The organism is Luteibacter yeojuensis (assembly GCF_011742875.1).
GTDB classification, from domain to species: Bacteria; Pseudomonadota; Gammaproteobacteria; order Xanthomonadales; family Rhodanobacteraceae; genus Luteibacter; species Luteibacter yeojuensis.
The window spans coordinates 291,203-306,965 of record NZ_JAAQTL010000002.1; the positions used below are offsets into that span (position 1 = coordinate 291,203).

18 protein-coding genes are annotated in these 15,763 nt (G+C 68.2%); 13 read left to right on the forward strand and 5 right to left on the reverse strand.

Features of this window, described 5'->3' with window-relative positions; translation table 11 throughout:
* The first annotated feature begins 9 nt into the window (after window positions 1-9).
* Window positions 10-813, forward strand: coding sequence for an inositol monophosphatase family protein (locus tag HBF32_RS16225; RefSeq protein ID WP_166700823.1), 804 nt, complete (start codon window positions 10-12; stop codon window positions 811-813).
* 121 nt (window positions 814-934) lie between these two features.
* Here the strand turns inward: HBF32_RS16225 and hda are convergent, their stop codons facing one another.
* The 3 genes from hda to HBF32_RS16240 are packed head-to-tail and all read right to left on the reverse strand — an operon-like array spanning window position 935 to window position 3,783.
* Window positions 935-1,633: a DnaA regulatory inactivator Hda gene (gene hda / locus HBF32_RS16230; RefSeq protein WP_166700824.1), complete on the reverse strand. Its 699-nt coding sequence runs from the start codon at window positions 1,631-1,633 to the stop codon at window positions 935-937.
* Window positions 1,630-2,787 (reverse strand): AI-2E family transporter, encoded by a 1,158-nt coding sequence (locus HBF32_RS16235; RefSeq protein ID WP_166700825.1) that lies wholly within the window; start codon window positions 2,785-2,787, stop codon window positions 1,630-1,632. The genes hda and HBF32_RS16235 overlap by 4 nt, the downstream gene beginning before the upstream one ends.
* A gap of 9 nt (window positions 2,788-2,796) precedes the next feature.
* Window positions 2,797-3,783, reverse strand: coding sequence for a DUF2066 domain-containing protein (locus HBF32_RS16240; protein WP_166700826.1), 987 nt, complete (start codon window positions 3,781-3,783; stop codon window positions 2,797-2,799).
* A gap of 138 nt (window positions 3,784-3,921) precedes the next feature.
* On the opposite strand from HBF32_RS16240, the gene purM reads away from it, so the two are divergent.
* From purM to HBF32_RS16255, 3 genes are all read left to right on the forward strand, one after another.
* Window positions 3,922-4,959 (forward strand): phosphoribosylformylglycinamidine cyclo-ligase, encoded by a 1,038-nt coding sequence (gene purM, locus HBF32_RS16245; protein WP_166700827.1) that lies wholly within the window; start codon window positions 3,922-3,924, stop codon window positions 4,957-4,959.
* 4 nt (window positions 4,960-4,963) lie between these two features.
* Window positions 4,964-5,614, forward strand: a complete 651-nt coding sequence (gene purN, locus HBF32_RS16250) for a phosphoribosylglycinamide formyltransferase (RefSeq protein WP_166700828.1) — start codon at window positions 4,964-4,966, stop codon at window positions 5,612-5,614.
* A gap of 133 nt (window positions 5,615-5,747) precedes the next feature.
* A complete protein-coding gene (locus tag HBF32_RS16255; protein ID WP_166700829.1) occupies window positions 5,748-6,449 on the forward strand; it encodes a DUF3108 domain-containing protein in 702 nt (233 codons plus the stop codon).
* Window positions 6,450-6,556: 107 nt separating this feature from the next.
* Here the strand turns inward: HBF32_RS16255 and murA are convergent, their stop codons facing one another.
* Together murA and HBF32_RS16265 are read right to left on the reverse strand one after the other, a co-directional pair.
* Window positions 6,557-7,816: a UDP-N-acetylglucosamine 1-carboxyvinyltransferase gene (murA, locus tag HBF32_RS16260; RefSeq protein WP_166700830.1), complete on the reverse strand. Its 1,260-nt coding sequence runs from the start codon at window positions 7,814-7,816 to the stop codon at window positions 6,557-6,559.
* Window positions 7,817-7,869: 53 nt separating this feature from the next.
* A complete protein-coding gene (locus HBF32_RS16265) occupies window positions 7,870-8,109 on the reverse strand; it encodes a BolA family protein (protein WP_166700831.1) in 240 nt (79 codons plus the stop codon).
* A gap of 174 nt (window positions 8,110-8,283) precedes the next feature.
* On the opposite strand from HBF32_RS16265, the gene HBF32_RS16270 reads away from it, so the two are divergent.
* The 9 genes from HBF32_RS16270 (at window position 8,284) to rapZ (ending at window position 15,763) form a co-directional block, all read left to right on the forward strand.
* On the forward strand, window positions 8,284-9,297 hold the full coding sequence (locus tag HBF32_RS16270; protein ID WP_166700832.1) for a KpsF/GutQ family sugar-phosphate isomerase: 1,014 nt from the start codon (window positions 8,284-8,286) through the stop codon (window positions 9,295-9,297).
* 55 nt (window positions 9,298-9,352) lie between these two features.
* A complete protein-coding gene (locus HBF32_RS16275) occupies window positions 9,353-9,901 on the forward strand; it encodes a KdsC family phosphatase (RefSeq protein WP_166700833.1) in 549 nt (182 codons plus the stop codon).
* A complete protein-coding gene (lptC, locus tag HBF32_RS16280) occupies window positions 9,898-10,497 on the forward strand; it encodes an LPS export ABC transporter periplasmic protein LptC (RefSeq protein WP_166700834.1) in 600 nt (199 codons plus the stop codon). The genes HBF32_RS16275 and lptC overlap by 4 nt, the downstream gene beginning before the upstream one ends.
* Window positions 10,460-11,050 (forward strand): lipopolysaccharide transport periplasmic protein LptA, encoded by a 591-nt coding sequence (lptA, locus tag HBF32_RS16285; protein ID WP_166700835.1) that lies wholly within the window; start codon window positions 10,460-10,462, stop codon window positions 11,048-11,050. Before lptC ends, lptA begins: the two co-directional genes overlap by 38 nt.
* A 4-nt stretch (window positions 11,051-11,054) precedes the next feature.
* Window positions 11,055-11,774, forward strand: coding sequence for an LPS export ABC transporter ATP-binding protein (lptB, locus tag HBF32_RS16290; RefSeq protein ID WP_166700836.1), 720 nt, complete (start codon window positions 11,055-11,057; stop codon window positions 11,772-11,774).
* A gap of 90 nt (window positions 11,775-11,864) precedes the next feature.
* The gene (locus tag HBF32_RS16295; RefSeq protein WP_166700837.1) at window positions 11,865-13,352 is read left to right on the forward strand and encodes an RNA polymerase factor sigma-54; all 1,488 of its coding nucleotides are present in this window, start codon (window positions 11,865-11,867) and stop codon (window positions 13,350-13,352) included.
* Window positions 13,353-13,471: 119 nt separating this feature from the next.
* Window positions 13,472-13,819 carry a ribosome hibernation-promoting factor, HPF/YfiA family gene (gene hpf / locus HBF32_RS16300; RefSeq protein ID WP_166700838.1) on the forward strand — a complete coding sequence of 116 codons (348 nt, stop codon included), beginning with the start codon at window positions 13,472-13,474 and terminating at the stop codon, window positions 13,817-13,819.
* A 92-nt stretch (window positions 13,820-13,911) separates the two neighbouring features.
* Window positions 13,912-14,862 carry an HPr(Ser) kinase/phosphatase gene (hprK, locus tag HBF32_RS16305; RefSeq protein WP_166700839.1) on the forward strand — a complete coding sequence of 317 codons (951 nt, stop codon included), beginning with the start codon at window positions 13,912-13,914 and terminating at the stop codon, window positions 14,860-14,862.
* Between the two features lie 4 nt (window positions 14,863-14,866).
* Window positions 14,867-15,763, forward strand: a complete 897-nt coding sequence (rapZ, locus tag HBF32_RS16310; protein ID WP_166700840.1) for an RNase adapter RapZ — start codon at window positions 14,867-14,869, stop codon at window positions 15,761-15,763.

Sequence of the window (15,763 nt, forward strand, 5' to 3'; positions counted from 1 at the left end):
CCGATCCCCATGCCAAGACCCGCCGTCAACGTCGCGGCGCGCGCCGCGCGCTCCGCAGGAAACATCATCCTGCGCTACATGAACCGCATCGAGGGCCTCGCGGTCGTCGAGAAGCAGCGGATGGACTTCGCCTCCGAGGTCGATCGCCTCGCCGAAGCGGAGATCGTCAAGGAACTGCGCCGGGCCTATCCGACCCACGCCATCCTCGGCGAGGAATCCGGCCAGACGGGCAAGGGGCCCCTGACCTGGGTGATCGATCCCCTGGACGGCACCCACAACTACCTGCGCGGCATCCCCCACTTCAGCGTATCCATCGCGTTGGTCGAGAAGGGCGAACCGGTCTACGGCGTGGTCTTCGACCCGCTGCGCGACGAACTGTTCACCGCGAGCAAGGGCGACGGCGCCTACCTCAACGACCGCCGCATCCGCGTGGGCAAGCGCGAAGGCCTGGCCGGCGCGCTGATCGCCACGGGCTTCCCTTACCGCGTGCGCAACCACCTCGACTCGCAGCTGGCCATGACCGCCGCGCTGCTCAAGGAAGCCGAGGACGTCCGCCGCATGGGCTCGGCCGCGCTGGATCTCGCCTACGTCGCCGCCGGCCGCGTCGACGGCTACTTCGAGCCCGGCCTCAGCGTGTGGGATATCGCCGCGGGCGCCCTGCTCGTCCGCGAGGCGGGCGGCGTATACGGCGATTTCGCCGGGCGCGAAGGCCTTCCCGAGAGCGGCAACATCATCGCGGCCAACCACAAGGTGGCCGCCGCCATGACCGAGATCATCGGCGCCAACGCGACGCCGCGTTTGCTGGGCACCTGACCCATGTAGGAGCCGCCATGGCGGCGAGGGGAACATGCCTTCCGCTTCATCGCTGCGTGGGCCTCTCGCCGCTATAGCGGCTCCCACAGTTCGGCTAGATCCCTCGCCGCCATGGCGGCTCCTACACTTCGTTTCTTAGCAGGTTGCGCAAGAAAGGAACGGTCACTCGCCGCTGGGCGGCGAGCGACGCACGGTCGAGGGTGTCCAGCAGGTCCAGCAGCGTGCCGAGGTCGCGCGCGTGGTGGACGAACAGCCAGTCGAGCACCACGTCGTCCAGTTCGATGCCACGCGCGCCGGCCTGCTCGCGCAGGACGTGGCGGCGCTCGTCATCGCCCAGCGGCTTGAGCACGGCCTGGGTGAGCGAACCCAGCCGCGACCGCAGGTCGGGCAAGGCGATATCCAGCGACGCGGGCGATCCGGTGGCGGAGAACAGCAGTGTGCAACCTTCGGCGCGATAGCGGTTGAAGGTATCGAACAGCGCGTGCTCGGCATCGCCTTCGCCGGCGATCGAATCGATGTCGTCGATGACGAGCAGGTCGCTGCCGGCCATGCCGCGGATCGCGGTCGCCCGCGATCCCCGCCATCCCGCCAGCGGCAGGTACTGTGCCGTACGGCCGGCGTCGATGGCCGCCTGGCACGCGGCGATCAGGAGGTGGGTGCGACCGCTGCCCACAGGCCCCGCGACGAACACCCAGGGTGCCGCCGCCGCGGTCGCCGCCGCGCGCACGGCTTCCACCGCGGCGGCGTTCTCGCCCGGATGGAAGTGCTCGAAGCGTTGCCGCCGCGGCCAGCGCAAGGCGAGGGGAAGCTGGCTCGTCATGGTCCGCCGTCGGTGGGCGCGGACGGTGGCGTGGGCCGCGTTTCCACGTCCACCTCGACATCCACCTCGACCGCCGGAGCAGGCGCTCCGGGCGCCGGTTCCATATACAGGTCGCTCTCGCGGTAGCGGCTGAAGGCGTAACGCATCAAGACCACGACCACCGACGCGGCAGGCAGCGCGAGCAGCACGCCGAGGAAGCCGAACAGATGGCCGCCGGCGAGCACCGCGAAGATCACCGCCACGGGATGCAGGCCGATTTTTCCGCCCACGAGGCGCGGCACCAGCACGTAACCCTCGAGCAGCTGGCCGACGGTGAACACCACGACGACGAGGATCACGTGCAGCCAGTCGCCGTACTGCACCAACGCCGCGATCAGCGCGGCGACGAAGCCGATCATGAATCCCAGGTACGGGACGAAGCTCAGCAGGCCGGCGACCATGCCGATCAGCGGACCGATGGAAATGCCGACCAGCGTGAGGCCCAGGCCGTAGAAGACGCCGAGGGCGAGCATCACCAGCAGCTGGCCACGGACGAAGGCGCCGAGCACCTGGTCCGATTCGCGCGCGAGGCCGACCACGGTCGGCTCGATCGAGCGCGGCAGCAGGCGCTGGATGTAGGCCATCATCGTGTCCCAGTCGCGCAGCAGGTAGAAGGCGACGACCGGAATCAGCACCGCGTTGGTCAGCCAGGTCACCACGCCCATGCCGGATTGGGTGACCTTCGCGACGGTCTTCGCGGCGATCGTGCCCACCGACCCGATGTGCTCGCGAATGGTCGCCAGGAGACGATCGGTGTCGAACACGTGCGGATCGAGGCGCAGCTTCGCCTGGATCCACGGCAGCGCCGTGCCGCGTACCCAGTCCAGGTAGCGCGGCAGGTTCTCGGAGAGGCTTTCGAACTGGGTCTGGATGAGCGGGATGAGCAGCAGCAGGACCGTGACCACGACCAGCGAGATCACGGTGAACACGATGCTCACCGCCCATGTACGGCCCATGCCGAGGCGTTGCAGGCGGTCGGCCAGGGGATCGCCGAGGTAGGCGAGCATGGCGGCGACGGCGAACGGCATCAGCACCGGCGCCAGTACCCAGATCACGAAGACGATGACCGCGATGATCGCCAGCATCTGCCAGCGGCGCGATGTGTCGTGGCTCATGGCCATCCGTCAGGGCACCCAGCGCACGGCCAGATCGGCCCCATCGTGTCCGTTCGCGGCGAGGATGTGACCACCGGCGGCGTAGCCGGCGACCAGTCGGGCCAGCGGCGCGGCGGCGGAGACGTCGAACAGCACGCCGTCCGGCGTGGCCGCGACGGGGGCGATCGACTTCACCGAGGGATCGTTCTGGAAGGTCGAGAGCAGGCCGGCGTAATCGGCGGCGGAGCGCAGTCCCGCGACCCACACCGTGCCGCTGGTACTGCCACCCTGGGTCGAGGCGAACTGGCGATCCAGCTTGTCGGCCATGGCGTTGGCGCCGTTGGTGAGCAGCGCGGCGCGGGCCTCGCCGCTGTCCTTCCAGCTCGAGGTGCGGCCGGCGGAAACGAGCGTCCAGTCGGTCTGGTCGTCGCCGATCTTGCCGACCAGCACCACCGCGGTGTTGTACTGGCGGGCCGCCGAAGCCACCGCGGCGGGATCGCCGGCGGCCAGTGCCGCCGGATCGGGGACGGTATCGCCCTTCGGAACCACGATCTGGTAGCCCCGGGTGTCGGCCGTCTGGGCCAGCGGTGCCAGGTCCTCCTGGCCGAGCAGTTTGCCGGAGGCGTCCCGCGCCACCACGAGAACGGGTGCCTTGGGCGCGGCGGCCGAGGCGTCACCCACGGCCAGCACGCGCCGGACGGCGCCCGGATCGAACACGATCTCGAGGCTCAGCGGAGCGCCGTTGGCACCGCCGGTGCGGGCGTACTGGTACTGCTGCACGAGGCCGCCGGGCTGCTTCATCGCATCGGCATAGCCGGGCTTGCCGCGCGGATCGGCCCCGTTCGAGGCCCGGGCCAGCACCTGGGTGAGGCCGGTGGCGAAGGCCTGATCGCGCACGGCGGCGCTGGTATCGGCCACCGGCACCGTCACCGTGTAGATGGACGTTTGCGCCCAGGCGGTGCCAAGGCTGGCCACCAAGAAGAACATCAATGCAGCGAGGAGACGGACTGGGCGCATGGTCTTGGCATCGCTCGAGTGAAGGCGGGAAGTCTGCCCAAACCGTGCCATGGCGTCCATCCAGACAGTGTGCAGGCCCCCGGTACGCGGGCCGCTGCTGCTAGAATGCGCGGTTTCCAATACGCGCCGGATCCGCTTATGTCCTCCGACCAGGGCTCCCTCACCTACCGCGACGCGGGCGTCGACATCGATGCCGGCAACGCCCTTGTCGAGCGCATCAAGCCGATGGTCAAGCGGACCTTCCGGCCCGAGGTGATGGGCGGGCTCGGCGGCTTTGGCGGGCTGTTCGACCTCTCCGGCCGCTACAAGGAACCGGTGCTGGTCTCCGGCACCGACGGCGTGGGCACGAAGCTCAAGCTGGCCCAGCAGCTCGGCCGCCACGACACCATCGGCATCGACCTCGTCGGCATGTGCGTCAACGACGTGCTCGTGCAGGGTGCCGAGCCATTGTTCTTCCTCGATTACTTCGCCACGGGCAAGCTCGACGTCGATACGGCGGCCGCGGTCGTCGGCGGCATCGCAAAGGGCTGCGAACTGGCCGGCTGCGCGCTGATCGGCGGCGAAACCGCCGAAATGCCCGACATGTACCCCCCCGGTGAGTACGACCTCGCCGGCTTCACCGTCGGCGCCGTGGAAAAGTCCGCGATGAACGACGGTTCGTCCATCGCCGCGGGCGACGTCATCCTCGGCGTGGCCTCGTCCGGCCCCCATTCGAACGGCTATTCGCTCATCCGCCGCATCCTCGAGCGGGCCGGCTCGCCGCTCGATACCGACCTCGACGGCGTCAGGCTCGTCGACGCCCTCATGGCGCCCACGACGATCTACGTGAAGCCCATGCTGGACCTGATCGGCAAGGTGGACGTGCACGGCATGGCCCACATCACCGGCGGCGGCCTGAAGGAAAACATCGTCCGCGTCGTCCCGGACGGCCTGGCCCTCTCCATCGACGCCTCGTCGTGGGACCTGCCGGCCGTGTTCGAGTGGCTTCAGCGCGAAGGCAACGTGGCCGACGACGAGATGTGGCGCACCTTCAACTGCGGCATCGGCTTCACCGTGCTGCTCGCGGAGGGCCAGGTCGAGGCGGCCCGCGCGGTGCTCGCCGGGCATGGCCTCGAGAGCCAGCCGATCGGCGTGGTCGTCACCCACGAGGGCGGCGAGCGCGTCCACATCGCCTGATCCGATGAACCGCCCTCTCCGCGTCGCCGCGCTCGCGTCCGGGCGCGGCAGCAACCTCGCCGCGCTCATCGCCGCCCGCGATGCGGGGCGCCTTCCGGTCGAATTCACCCTCGTCGGCAGCGACAAGAAGCAGGCGGGTGCGCTCGCGATCGCCGAGGCCGCGGGCATTCCCACGGTGGCGCTGAGCCCGAAGGATTACGCGACCCGCGCCGCCTTCGACGCGGCGCTGTTCGACCGCGTGGCCGACAGCGGCGCCGACCTGCTCGTGCTGGCCGGTTACATGCGCATCGTCGATGCCGCCGTGGTTGCGGCGTGGGCAGGGCGCGCGATCAACGTCCATCCGTCGCTCCTGCCCAAGTACCGCGGCCTGCACACGCATCGCCGCTGCCTGGAAGCGGGCGACACCGAGCATGGCGCCAGCGTGCACTTCGTCACCGCCGAACTCGACGGCGGTCCGGTCATCGCTCAGGCACGGATTCCCGTGCACCCCGGCGACAGCGAGGACGATCTCGCGGGGCAGCTGCTGGTCGAGGAGCACAAGCTGCTGCCCGCGGCGGTCGGGGCGATCGCCAGCGGGCGCCTGCGCTGGCAGGGCGGGCCCATGTTCGACGGCCGGCCCCTGACACACCCCCTGACTCTCGCGAATCTCCTGTAGGAGCCGCTATAGCGGCGAGGGGAACTTGCCTCGCGGCCTCATCGCTCCGTGGGCCTCTCGCCGCTATAGCGGCTCCTACAACAGAAGACCGGCCGTCGCCCGGCATTCAGGCATCGCGGCTAAACTCGGCGACATGACCACCACCACCCTCCTCCGCGCCGGCCTCGCCCTGGCCCTCGCCCTGCCTGCCGCCGCGTTCGCCGCGGACGTGCCGCAGTCCTTCACCGCCACCTACCAGGTCCTCAAGGACGGTGGCCCGCTGGGCGAGGCCACGATCACGCTGAAGCCGGCCGGCAGCGGCCAGTTCGAATATTCCAACGAGACGAAGGGCACCTCGGGCCTCGCCGCGATGCTGGGCGCCAACGTGTCGGAGACATCGCGGTTCACCTGGGCCGGCCAGGTTCCTCAGGCGGTGAGCTACCACTACGAAATGCAGGCGGCTATCAAGTCGAAGACGCGCAACCTCACCGTGCAGGGCCGCAACGTGCAGGTCCAGGACAACAAGAAGAGCTTCAGCTACCCCGCCGTGCCGGGCATGGTCGAGCGGAATACCCTGCCCCTCGCTCTCGGCGTGGCGCTGCGCTCGGGCCGGAAGGAAGTGGCGTTGCCGGTCGCGGTGAAGCAGGAAGTCGAGAACCAGACGTTCAAGGTGTCCGCCACCGAGAAGGTGAGCGTGCCCGCGGGCTCGTTCGATGCCGTGCGCGTGGACCGCACCGACGCCGACCGCGGTTTCAACGCGTGGTACGTGCCGTCGAAGTATCCCGTGCCGGTGAAGCTCGCGCAGAAGGACGGCGGCGACCTGACGATGGAGCTGGTGAAGTTCGAAGGAAAGTAAGAGCCGAGGCCGAAATTGCAGGAGCCGCTATAGCGGCGAGGAAAATCTTGCCGCGGTGTCGCGAGGTTTTCTCGCCGCTATAGCGGCTCCTACGGCGTTACTGCGCTTCAGCCCGGCAAACGCCGGATGCGCGCGCCCAGCACGCCGAGTTTCTCTTCGATGTTCTCGTAGCCGCGATCGATGTGGTACACGCGGTCGACTGTCGTGTCGCCTTCGGCGACGAGTCCCGCGAGCACGAGGCAGGCGGAAGCGCGAAGGTCGGTCGCCATGATCGGCGCGCCACTCATCTTCGGCACGCCGGTGATGATGGCGGTGTTGCCTTCGAGGCGGATGTCCGCGCCCAGGCGCTGCAGTTCCAGCGCGTGCATGAAGCGGTTCTCGAACACCGTTTCGGTGATCACGCCCACGCCTTCGGCGACGCAGTTGAGCGCCGTGAACTGCGCCTGCATGTCGGTGGGAAACGCGGGGTACGGCGCGGTGGTGAGGTTCACCGCCTTCGGCCGGCGACCCTGCATGTCGAGTTCGATCCAGTCCTTGCCGGTGCTGACGTGCGCGCCGGCTTCCTCGAGCTTTTGCAGCACCGCGTCCATCGTGTCGGCGCGCGCGCCGCGCGCGCGCACCTTGCCGCCGGTCATCGCCGCGCCGACAAGGAAGGTGCCCGTCTCGATGCGGTCCGGCAGCACGTCGTAATGCGCGCCGTGCAGCCGTTCGACACCTTCCACGATCAGCGTGGACGTGCCGATACCGCCGATCTTCGCGCCCATGGCGATGAGGCAGTGCGCGAGGTCGACCACCTCGGGCTCCTGCGCCGCGTTCTCGATGATCGTGGTGCCCTCAGCGAGGGTGGCCGCCATGAGGATGTTTTCGGTACCGGTGACGGTGACCATGTCCATGACGATGCGCGCGCCCTTCAGGCGACCGGACCGGGCCTTGATGTAGCCGTTCTCCACGGTCACCTCGGCACCGAGGGCCTGCAGGCCGCGGATGTGCTGGTCGACCGGGCGCGAGCCGATGGCGCAGCCGCCGGGCAGCGACACTTCGGCCTTGCCGTGGCGCGCGACGAGCGGACCGAGCACGAGGATCGACGCACGCATGGTGCGCACGAGGTCGTACGGCGCCACGCAGGAATTCTCCGGACGCGGGTCGATGTGCATCTTCATGCGGTCGTCGAGGACGACGCGCACGCCCATGCGGCCCAGCAGTTCGATGAAGGTGGTGACGTCGTGCAGGTGCGGCACGTTGCCGATGCTCACCGGCTCGTCGGCGAGCAGGCAGGAGGCGAGGATGGGCAGGACGGCGTTCTTCGCGCCGGAAATGCCGACCTCGCCTTGAAGCGGCTGGCCGCCGCTGATCAGGATCTTGGCCATGGAGGGGGATGCCTTGAAGGAAGGGTCTGGCGGAGCGGAGCGCGACGCGCGTATCAGCGGCGGCTGGCGGCTTCGTCCGGAGTGAGGGTCTTGAGGCCGAGGGCGTGGATGGCGCCGCCCATGAGGTCGCCGAGGGTGGCGTAGACGAGGCGATGGCGTGCCAGGGGCAGCTTGCCGGCGAACTGTTCCGAGACGACCTCGGCTTCGAAATGGACGCCGTCGTCGCCCTGGACGTCCACCCGCGCGCCGGGCAGGCCGGCTTCGATCAGTGCCTGGATGCGCGCAGCGTCCATGGATTCTCCGGTAGAGGGGGTCGCCGCGCAGGGCAGGGTTCCGAAACGGACCCTGAACCACCCGTCGATGGCAGCAACCATAAAATGAGAATATGTAATGGTAATGGAAATCCGGTGTCGCAGAAATGGACATCCCGGGTAACCAGGGACTGCCCCACCCGGACCAGAGGTCGCATGAACGCCCGCACCGCACCGCCCGCCCATAGCCGCCTCGTCAACGCCGACGCCGTCATCCGCAGCGCGCGGAACGTCATCAAGACCGAGGCCGCCGGCATCCGGGCCCTCGAGGCGAAGATCGACGCGGCCTTCGTCCAGGCCTGCCAGATGATCCTGGCCTGCAAGGGCCGGGTCGTGGTCTCGGGCATGGGCAAATCCGGCCACATCGGGCGCAAGATCGCCGCCACGCTGGCGTCCACCGGCACGCCCTCGTTCTTCGTGCATCCTGGCGAGGCCAGCCACGGCGACCTGGGCATGATCCAGCCCGACGACCTCGTGCTGGGCATCTCGTACTCCGGAGAGACCGACGAACTGCTCTACATCCTCCCGGCGATCAAGCGCCAGGGCATCGGCCTCATCTCGATCACCGGCAACCCGAATTCCTCGCTGGCCACCCAGGCCGACCTCAACCTGGACGCCAACGTCGCCTCGGAAGCCTGCCCGCACGGCCTGGCCCCCACCGCCAGCACCACGGCGGCCCTGGTGATGGGCGACGCCCTCGCGGTGGCGCTGCTGGAGGCCCGTGGCTTCACCTCCGACGATTTCGCCCGTTCGCACCCGGCCGGCAGCCTCGGACGCCGCCTGCTCCTGCACATCTCCGACGTGATGCATGCGGGCGACGACGTGCCGCGCGTACGCCTGGAAGCCACGCTTAGCGAGGCCCTGGTGGAAATGTCGCGCAAGCGCCTGGGCATGACCGCCGTGGTCGACGGCGAGAACCACCTGCTGGGCGTGTTCACCGACGGCGACCTGCGCCGCGCGCTGGACGACGACGGCGTGGACCTGCGCAGCGCCTCGGTGGCGCAGCTCATGACCCGCGGCCCGAAGACCATCGGCTCGGACAAGCTCGCGGTGGAAGCCGCCCAGCTGATGGAGAAGCACCAGATCAACGCCCTCCTCGTGGTGGATGCGGACGGCTGCGTGGTCGGCGCGCTGAACATCCACGACCTGCTCAGGGCCCGCGTCGTCTGAACGGCCGCACCCCACCGCGTTCCCCCGCGCCGCTTCCGTCCCCATAGTGCGAACCATGGCCTACACCCACTACTCCGAGATTCCCGCCGACGTCGCCGAGCGCGCGGCCCGCGTACGCCTGGTCGTCTTCGACGTGGACGGCACGCTGACCGATGGCCGCCTCTGGTACGGCGAGGACGGCCGCGAGACCAAGGTCTTCCACGTGCACGACGGGCTCGGCCTCAAGGCATTGCAGCGGAACGGCGTGACGGTCGGGATCATCACCGCCCGGATCAGCCACCCCGTGGCATTGCGCGCCGAGGAACTCGGCATCGCCAACGTCTACCAGGGCCAGAAAGACAAGCGCGCCTGCCTCACGGGCCTGCTCGAGGCCCTCGGCCTCGCGCCGGAACAGGCGGCTTTCGTCGGCGACGACCTGCCCGACCTGCCCGCCATGGGCATCTGCGGGCTGGCCGTGGCGACGGCCAACGCCCATCCCTGGGTGGCCGAGCGCGCGCACTGGCGCACCCGCCTCATCGGCGGTTACGGCGCCGCGCGGGAAGTGGCGGACTTGATCCTCGCCGCGCAGGGCAAGGCCGAAGCCGAGAGGGACCGCTGGCTGTGAGCGTGTTCAACCTCTTCAAGGACCGCAGCGCGGCCAGCGTCGCCGGCATCCTCGCCGCCGTGCTCGGCGCCAGCGTGCTGCTGTACTACTGGACGGCTCCCGAGAAGAAGGTGCAGGACTTCGTCGGTCCGCCGCGCTCCGGTTACGTGCTGACCAACTTCGACCTCGACTCCTACAACGAGGAAGGCAAGCCCGCCTTCAAGCTGGTCGCCCCGCACCTCGAGCGCCGCGAGGGCGACGAGTCGCTGTACATCAACGCGCCGGATTTCGTGCTGCCCTCCACCAAGGAGACGAACGTGCCGCCGTGGACGGGACATTCCCAGTACGGCTGGGTGAACAAGGACGGCAGCATGCTCAAGCTGCAAGGGAAGGTCCACATGGACCGGATCGCCTTCCAGGCCAATCCGCCCGCCAGCATCGATACCTCGGAAGTCACCGCCTGGCCCAAGGAAAACCGCCTGGAAACCGCAGAGGCGGCGCGGATCGTGCAGGGAACCTCTACAATGCAGGGCGTTGGCATGCGCGCCAATCTCGACACCAAGCACCTGGAGCTCCTCGATGCAGTCCACACCGTCTACCAGCCGCGCAAGCGCTAAGGCCGTCATCGCGGTGCTCTGCGCGACGCTCCTGGCGAGCGCGTCCGTGTCGGCCAAGAAGGCCGATCGCAACCAACCGGCGGACGTCACGTCGAAATCGTTCGACGGCACGCAAGCCCCCCAGAACGGCCAGCCCGGCAAGGTGATCTGGACCACCAATGTCGTGCTCACCCAGGGCACGCTGAAGATCACGGGCAGCAAGGCCACCGGTTACCTCGACGCGGACAACACCCTCACCCGGGTCGTTGTGGACGGCAACCCCGCCACCATCCACCAGCTGGACGACCAGGACCAGCCGATGGACGGCCGCGCCCGCAATATCGATTACAAGATCGACCAGGATTACGCGGTGCTCACCGGCGACGCCAAGGTCAACCAGCCGGCAAAGGGCAGCGCCGAGGGCGACAAGCTCACCTACAACACCAAGGACAGCACGATGACGGGCGAGAGTTCCGGCAGCGCCCCCGTGCACATGACCTTCCAGCCGAAGAACAAGGCGCCTGCCGCCAACGCTCCCGCGAAGCCGGCATCCGACGACACGAAGAAGCCCTGACACGATGCTTTCAGCCCAAGGCCTGCAGAAGCGCTTCCGCGCGCGCCAGGTGGTCCGCGATTTCGGCTTCTCCATCCGCGAAGGCGAGGTGGTCGGCCTGCTCGGCCCCAACGGTGCCGGCAAGACCACCTGCTTCTACATGGTGGTGGGCCTGATCCAGGCCGACGCCGGCGCGATCAAGCTCGATCAGCAGGACATCACCGGCCTGCCGATGCACGCCCGCGCGAAGCTCGGCATCGGCTACCTTCCGCAGGAAGCGTCCGTATTCCGCCGGCTCAGCGTGGCCGACAACATCCTGGCCGTGCTCGAACTGCGCGAAGGCATGAGCCAGAAGCAGCGCGAGGACGAACTGGAAAGCCTGCTGGACGAACTCAAGATCGCGCACATCGCCGAACAGAAGGGCATCAGTCTTTCCGGCGGCGAGCGTCGCCGCGTGGAAATCGCCCGCGCGCTCGCCGCGCGTCCGCGGTACATGCTGCTCGACGAGCCGTTCGCCGGCGTCGACCCGATTTCCGTGGGCGAGATCCAGCGCATCGTCCGCCATCTCAAGGAACGCGGCATCGGCGTGCTGATCACCGACCACAACGTTCGCGAGACGCTCGGCATCTGCGACCGCGCGTACATCCTGAACGACGGCGAGGTGCTCGCGCGAGGCACGCCCCAGCACATCCTCGCGGACGAAAAGGTGCGCGAGGTGTACCTGGGTCGCGAATTCAGAATATGACAGACGGCCGGGCAGGCCTAGCCTGCCCGGCCGCTGGTTTGGGCCACTCGTAGGGGTTAGGATGGCTCGGGAACCCCAAGCGTCGAAGGCATGAAACCCGGACTCCAGTTTCGCCTCCACCAGCAGCTCACGCTGACGCCACAGCTGCAGCAGGCCATCCGCCTGCTGCAGTTGTCGCAGCTGGAGCTCGAGGCCGAACTCCGCCAGATCGCGGAAAGCAATCCGCTGCTCGAGTTCGCCGAAGATGCCGAATCCGAGGCCGAAAACGACGTAACGGAGGAAAACGGCTACGAAGCCGCCGAGTTCCCTTCGCGCGACGAGCCGCCCGCCAAGGCATCGAGGGAGGACGAGGAGTCCACCGCCGCCCCGTCCGAGGAACTCACCCCGGAATGGGAGGACGATCGCTTCCAGGGCGACCCCAGCGAATACACCGGCACGTCGTCGCGCGCCAACGGCGTGGACGAGGACGGTTTCGAGCCGCAGAACGCGGCGCCGGAAAATCTCCAGCAGCACCTGGAATGGCAACTCAACCTTTCCCAGTTCTCGCCACGCGAGCATGCGATCGCCACGGCGATCATCCACGCGCTGGACGAGGACGGTTACCTGCGCGACGGCGTGGAGGCGGTGCTCGCCGCCCTGCCCGCCGAACTGCAGGCGAACGCGGAGGAGGTCGAAGGCGTGCGCAAGCGCGTGCAGCGCTTCGATCCCACCGGCATCGCCAGTCTGGACCTGCGCGACTGCCTCTTCTGCCAGCTTTCCCAGTTCTCGATCGACACGCCGCATCGCGAACTCGCGATCCGCATCGTGAACGAGGACCTGGAATTGCTCGCGCGCAACGACATCGCCAAGATCGCCCGCCGGCTGAAGGCCCCCGAGGAGCAGGTGGCCACGGCGGCGGCGCTTATCCGCAGCCTCGACCCGCGCCCCGGCGCGGCGCTCGACGCCACCCCGGTCGAATACGTGGCACCCGACGTCTACGCCCGGCGCGAGAACGGACGCTGGCAGGTCAGTCTGAATCCGGACGCCCAGCCGCGGCTGGGTCTCAACCAGCATTACTGCAATTTAATAGCCCGTGCGCGCGGCGACGACGCCACCTGGATGAAGGGCCAGTTGCAGGAGGCCCGTTGGCTGCTGAAGAGCCTGCAGTCGCGCGCGGAAACGCTGCAGAAGGTCGCCGACGTCATCGTCCGCCGGCAGAGCGCCTTCCTCGATTACGGCCCCGAGGCCATGCATCCGTTGGTTTTGCGTGAAGTGGCCGAGGAGGTGGGCATGCATGAATCGACCATTTCGCGCGTGACCACGCGCAAGTACATGCATACGCCGCGCGGCACCTTCGAGCTCAAGCATTTCTTTTCCAGCGGCGTGGCCACGGAAGACGGGGGCAGCGCCTCGGCGACCGCCATCCAGGCCATGCTTCGCAAGCTCATCACGGCCGAGGACGCCCGGCGGCCGCTCTCCGACCAGGCCCTGGCCGAGGAGCTGCATCGACGCGGAATTCAGGTCGCCCGACGTACCGTTGCAAAGTACCGGGAGGCGATGCGCATCCCCAGCTCCAGCGAGCGCGTGCGCGCCAACTGACGACGCAGAGGAACCCCATCGAAGGTCCACGGTCCAAGCGATTAGAGCTAGAGGAGCGACCTTCCGTCGCTCCGGTCTCGCCGCCGCGAGGCGGCACCCTCAGCAAGAAGGAGGCGTCAATGCAAATCCAGATCAGCGGCCAGCACATCCAGATCACCCCCGCCCTGCGCGAGCGCGTGGAACAACAGATCGGTCGCTTCGAACGCCTTTTCGACAACATCACGGCCCTCGACGTCGTCCTCTCCGTCGACAAGAACGAGCACAAGGCGGGAGGCACCCTGCACTGCTCGGGCACCCGTCTCCACGCGGAGGGAGTCGCCCGGCTGGACGACGACAACAAGAACGACACCCTTTACACGGCGATCGACGCCATGATCGCCAAACTGGCCGACCAGCTCAGAAAGCACAAGGAAAAGCTCAAGGACCACCACAACAGCGAGGTCCGGGAAGCGCGCGCCGCCAGCTGACCCGGGCAGCCCGCCCGCCCTTGATGGCACAATAGGCTCCAGGCCGGCGCGCCCCGCGCGCCGGCCTTTCCTTCCCAAGGGACCGAGAGCCTGTGGAACGGCTGACCGCCAGACAACTCTTCGACGGGGTACACGAGCGCATGGCGCTGCGCTGGGCCGCGGGCATGCGTGGCGAAGCCCGCGTGCTCGAACCCAACGCCAAGCAGAGCCGGCGCCCGTCGCTGGTCGGCTACCTCAACGTGATCTACCCCAACAAGGTGCAGATCATCGGCACGGAGGAGCTGAACTACCTCGACGGCCTGGATTCGCGCCAGCGCTGGGAGGCCATCCACAAGATCGCCGCGTACCAGCCGGCCGCGCTGATCGTCACGAAAGACCAGTCGATCCCGTCCGACCTGCGCGAAGTGGCCGAGGAAACCGACACGCCGCTGTGGCAGAGCACCAAGCGCGGCCACGAACTCCTCACCTACCTGCAATACCACCTGGCGCGCACGCTCGCGCCGCGGGTCACGTTGCACGGCGTGTTCCTCGAGGTGTTCTCCATCGGCGTGCTGATCACCGGCGAACCCGGCTCGGGCAAGAGCGAGCTGGCCCTGGAACTGATCAGCCGCGGCCATCGCCTCGTCGCCGACGACGCCACCGAATTCACCCTCATCGCACCCGACGTCATCGACGGCGCCTGCCCCGAACTGCTGCAGGACCTCCTCGAGGTGCGCGGCCTGGGCGTGCTCAACATCCGCGAGATGTTCGGCCATACCGCGGTGAAGCCTTCGAAGTACCTGCGCCTCGTGGTGCACCTGAAACCGCTCCAGGCCGGCGAGGAGCCCGACGCCATGACCCGCCTCACCGGCGATGTCAGCCGGCGCAACGTGCTCGACGTGGACGTGCCCAAGATCACGATCCCCGTCGCGCCCGGCCGCAACCTCGCCGTGCTGGTCGAGGCCGCCGTGCGCAACCACGTGCTGAAGAGCAAGGGCATCGATCCCGCGCAGACCTTCATCGACCGCCAGGCGCATCAGATGCGCCGTTTCTCTCCATGGTGAGCCCGTGATCGACGAAGTCGCCAGCCCCATCGTCGAGCCCGACGCGATCCACCTCGTGGTGCTCACCGGCATGTCCGGCGGCGGCAAGACCGTCGCCCTGCGCGCGCTGGAAGACCTCGAGTTCTACTGCGTGGACAACATGCCGGCGGAGCTGATCCCGCAGCTGGTCGCCGCCGTCAGCCAGGGCGAGCATGGGCCGCGCCGGCGCATCGCCGTGGGCGTGGACGTACGCAACCGGCGCATCGACCTCTCGCGCATGCCGCATGTGCTCTCCGAGCTGTCCACGGCGGGCGTGCACGTCCACCTGATCTTCCTGGACAGCCGGGACGACGTCCTCATCAAGCGCTATTCGGAAACCCGCCGGCGCCATCCGCTCGCGGCGGAAAGGCGGTCCCTGGCGGATTCCATCGCCGAGGAGCGGCGACTGCTGCGTCCCCTGGTGTCGATCGCCGAGAAGGTGATCGACACCAGCGACCTCAATGTGCACCAGCTACGCCGCCTGTTCGCCACCGGTTACGCCGCGGCCTCGGACGGCACCACCCTGCTGTTCGAATCCTTCGCCTATCGCCGCGGGCTGCCGTCCGACGCCGATTTCGTCTTCGACGCACGCTGCCTGCCCAATCCGCATTGGGACCCGCGCCTGCGGCCGTTCTCCGGCAAGGACCTGCCCGTCCGCGAGTTCCTCGACGCGAACCCGCTCGTGGGCGAGTACTATGCCGATGTGGCCCGCTGGCTGGACACCTGGCTGCCGCGCTTCGACGGCGAGGACCGCAGCTACGTCACGGTCTCGATCGGCTGCACGGGCGGACGTCACCGCTCGGTGTACCTCGTCGAGAAGCTGGCCCAGCATTTCCGCTCGGAACGCGGCAACGTACTGACCTTCCATCGCGAACTCGAGTGA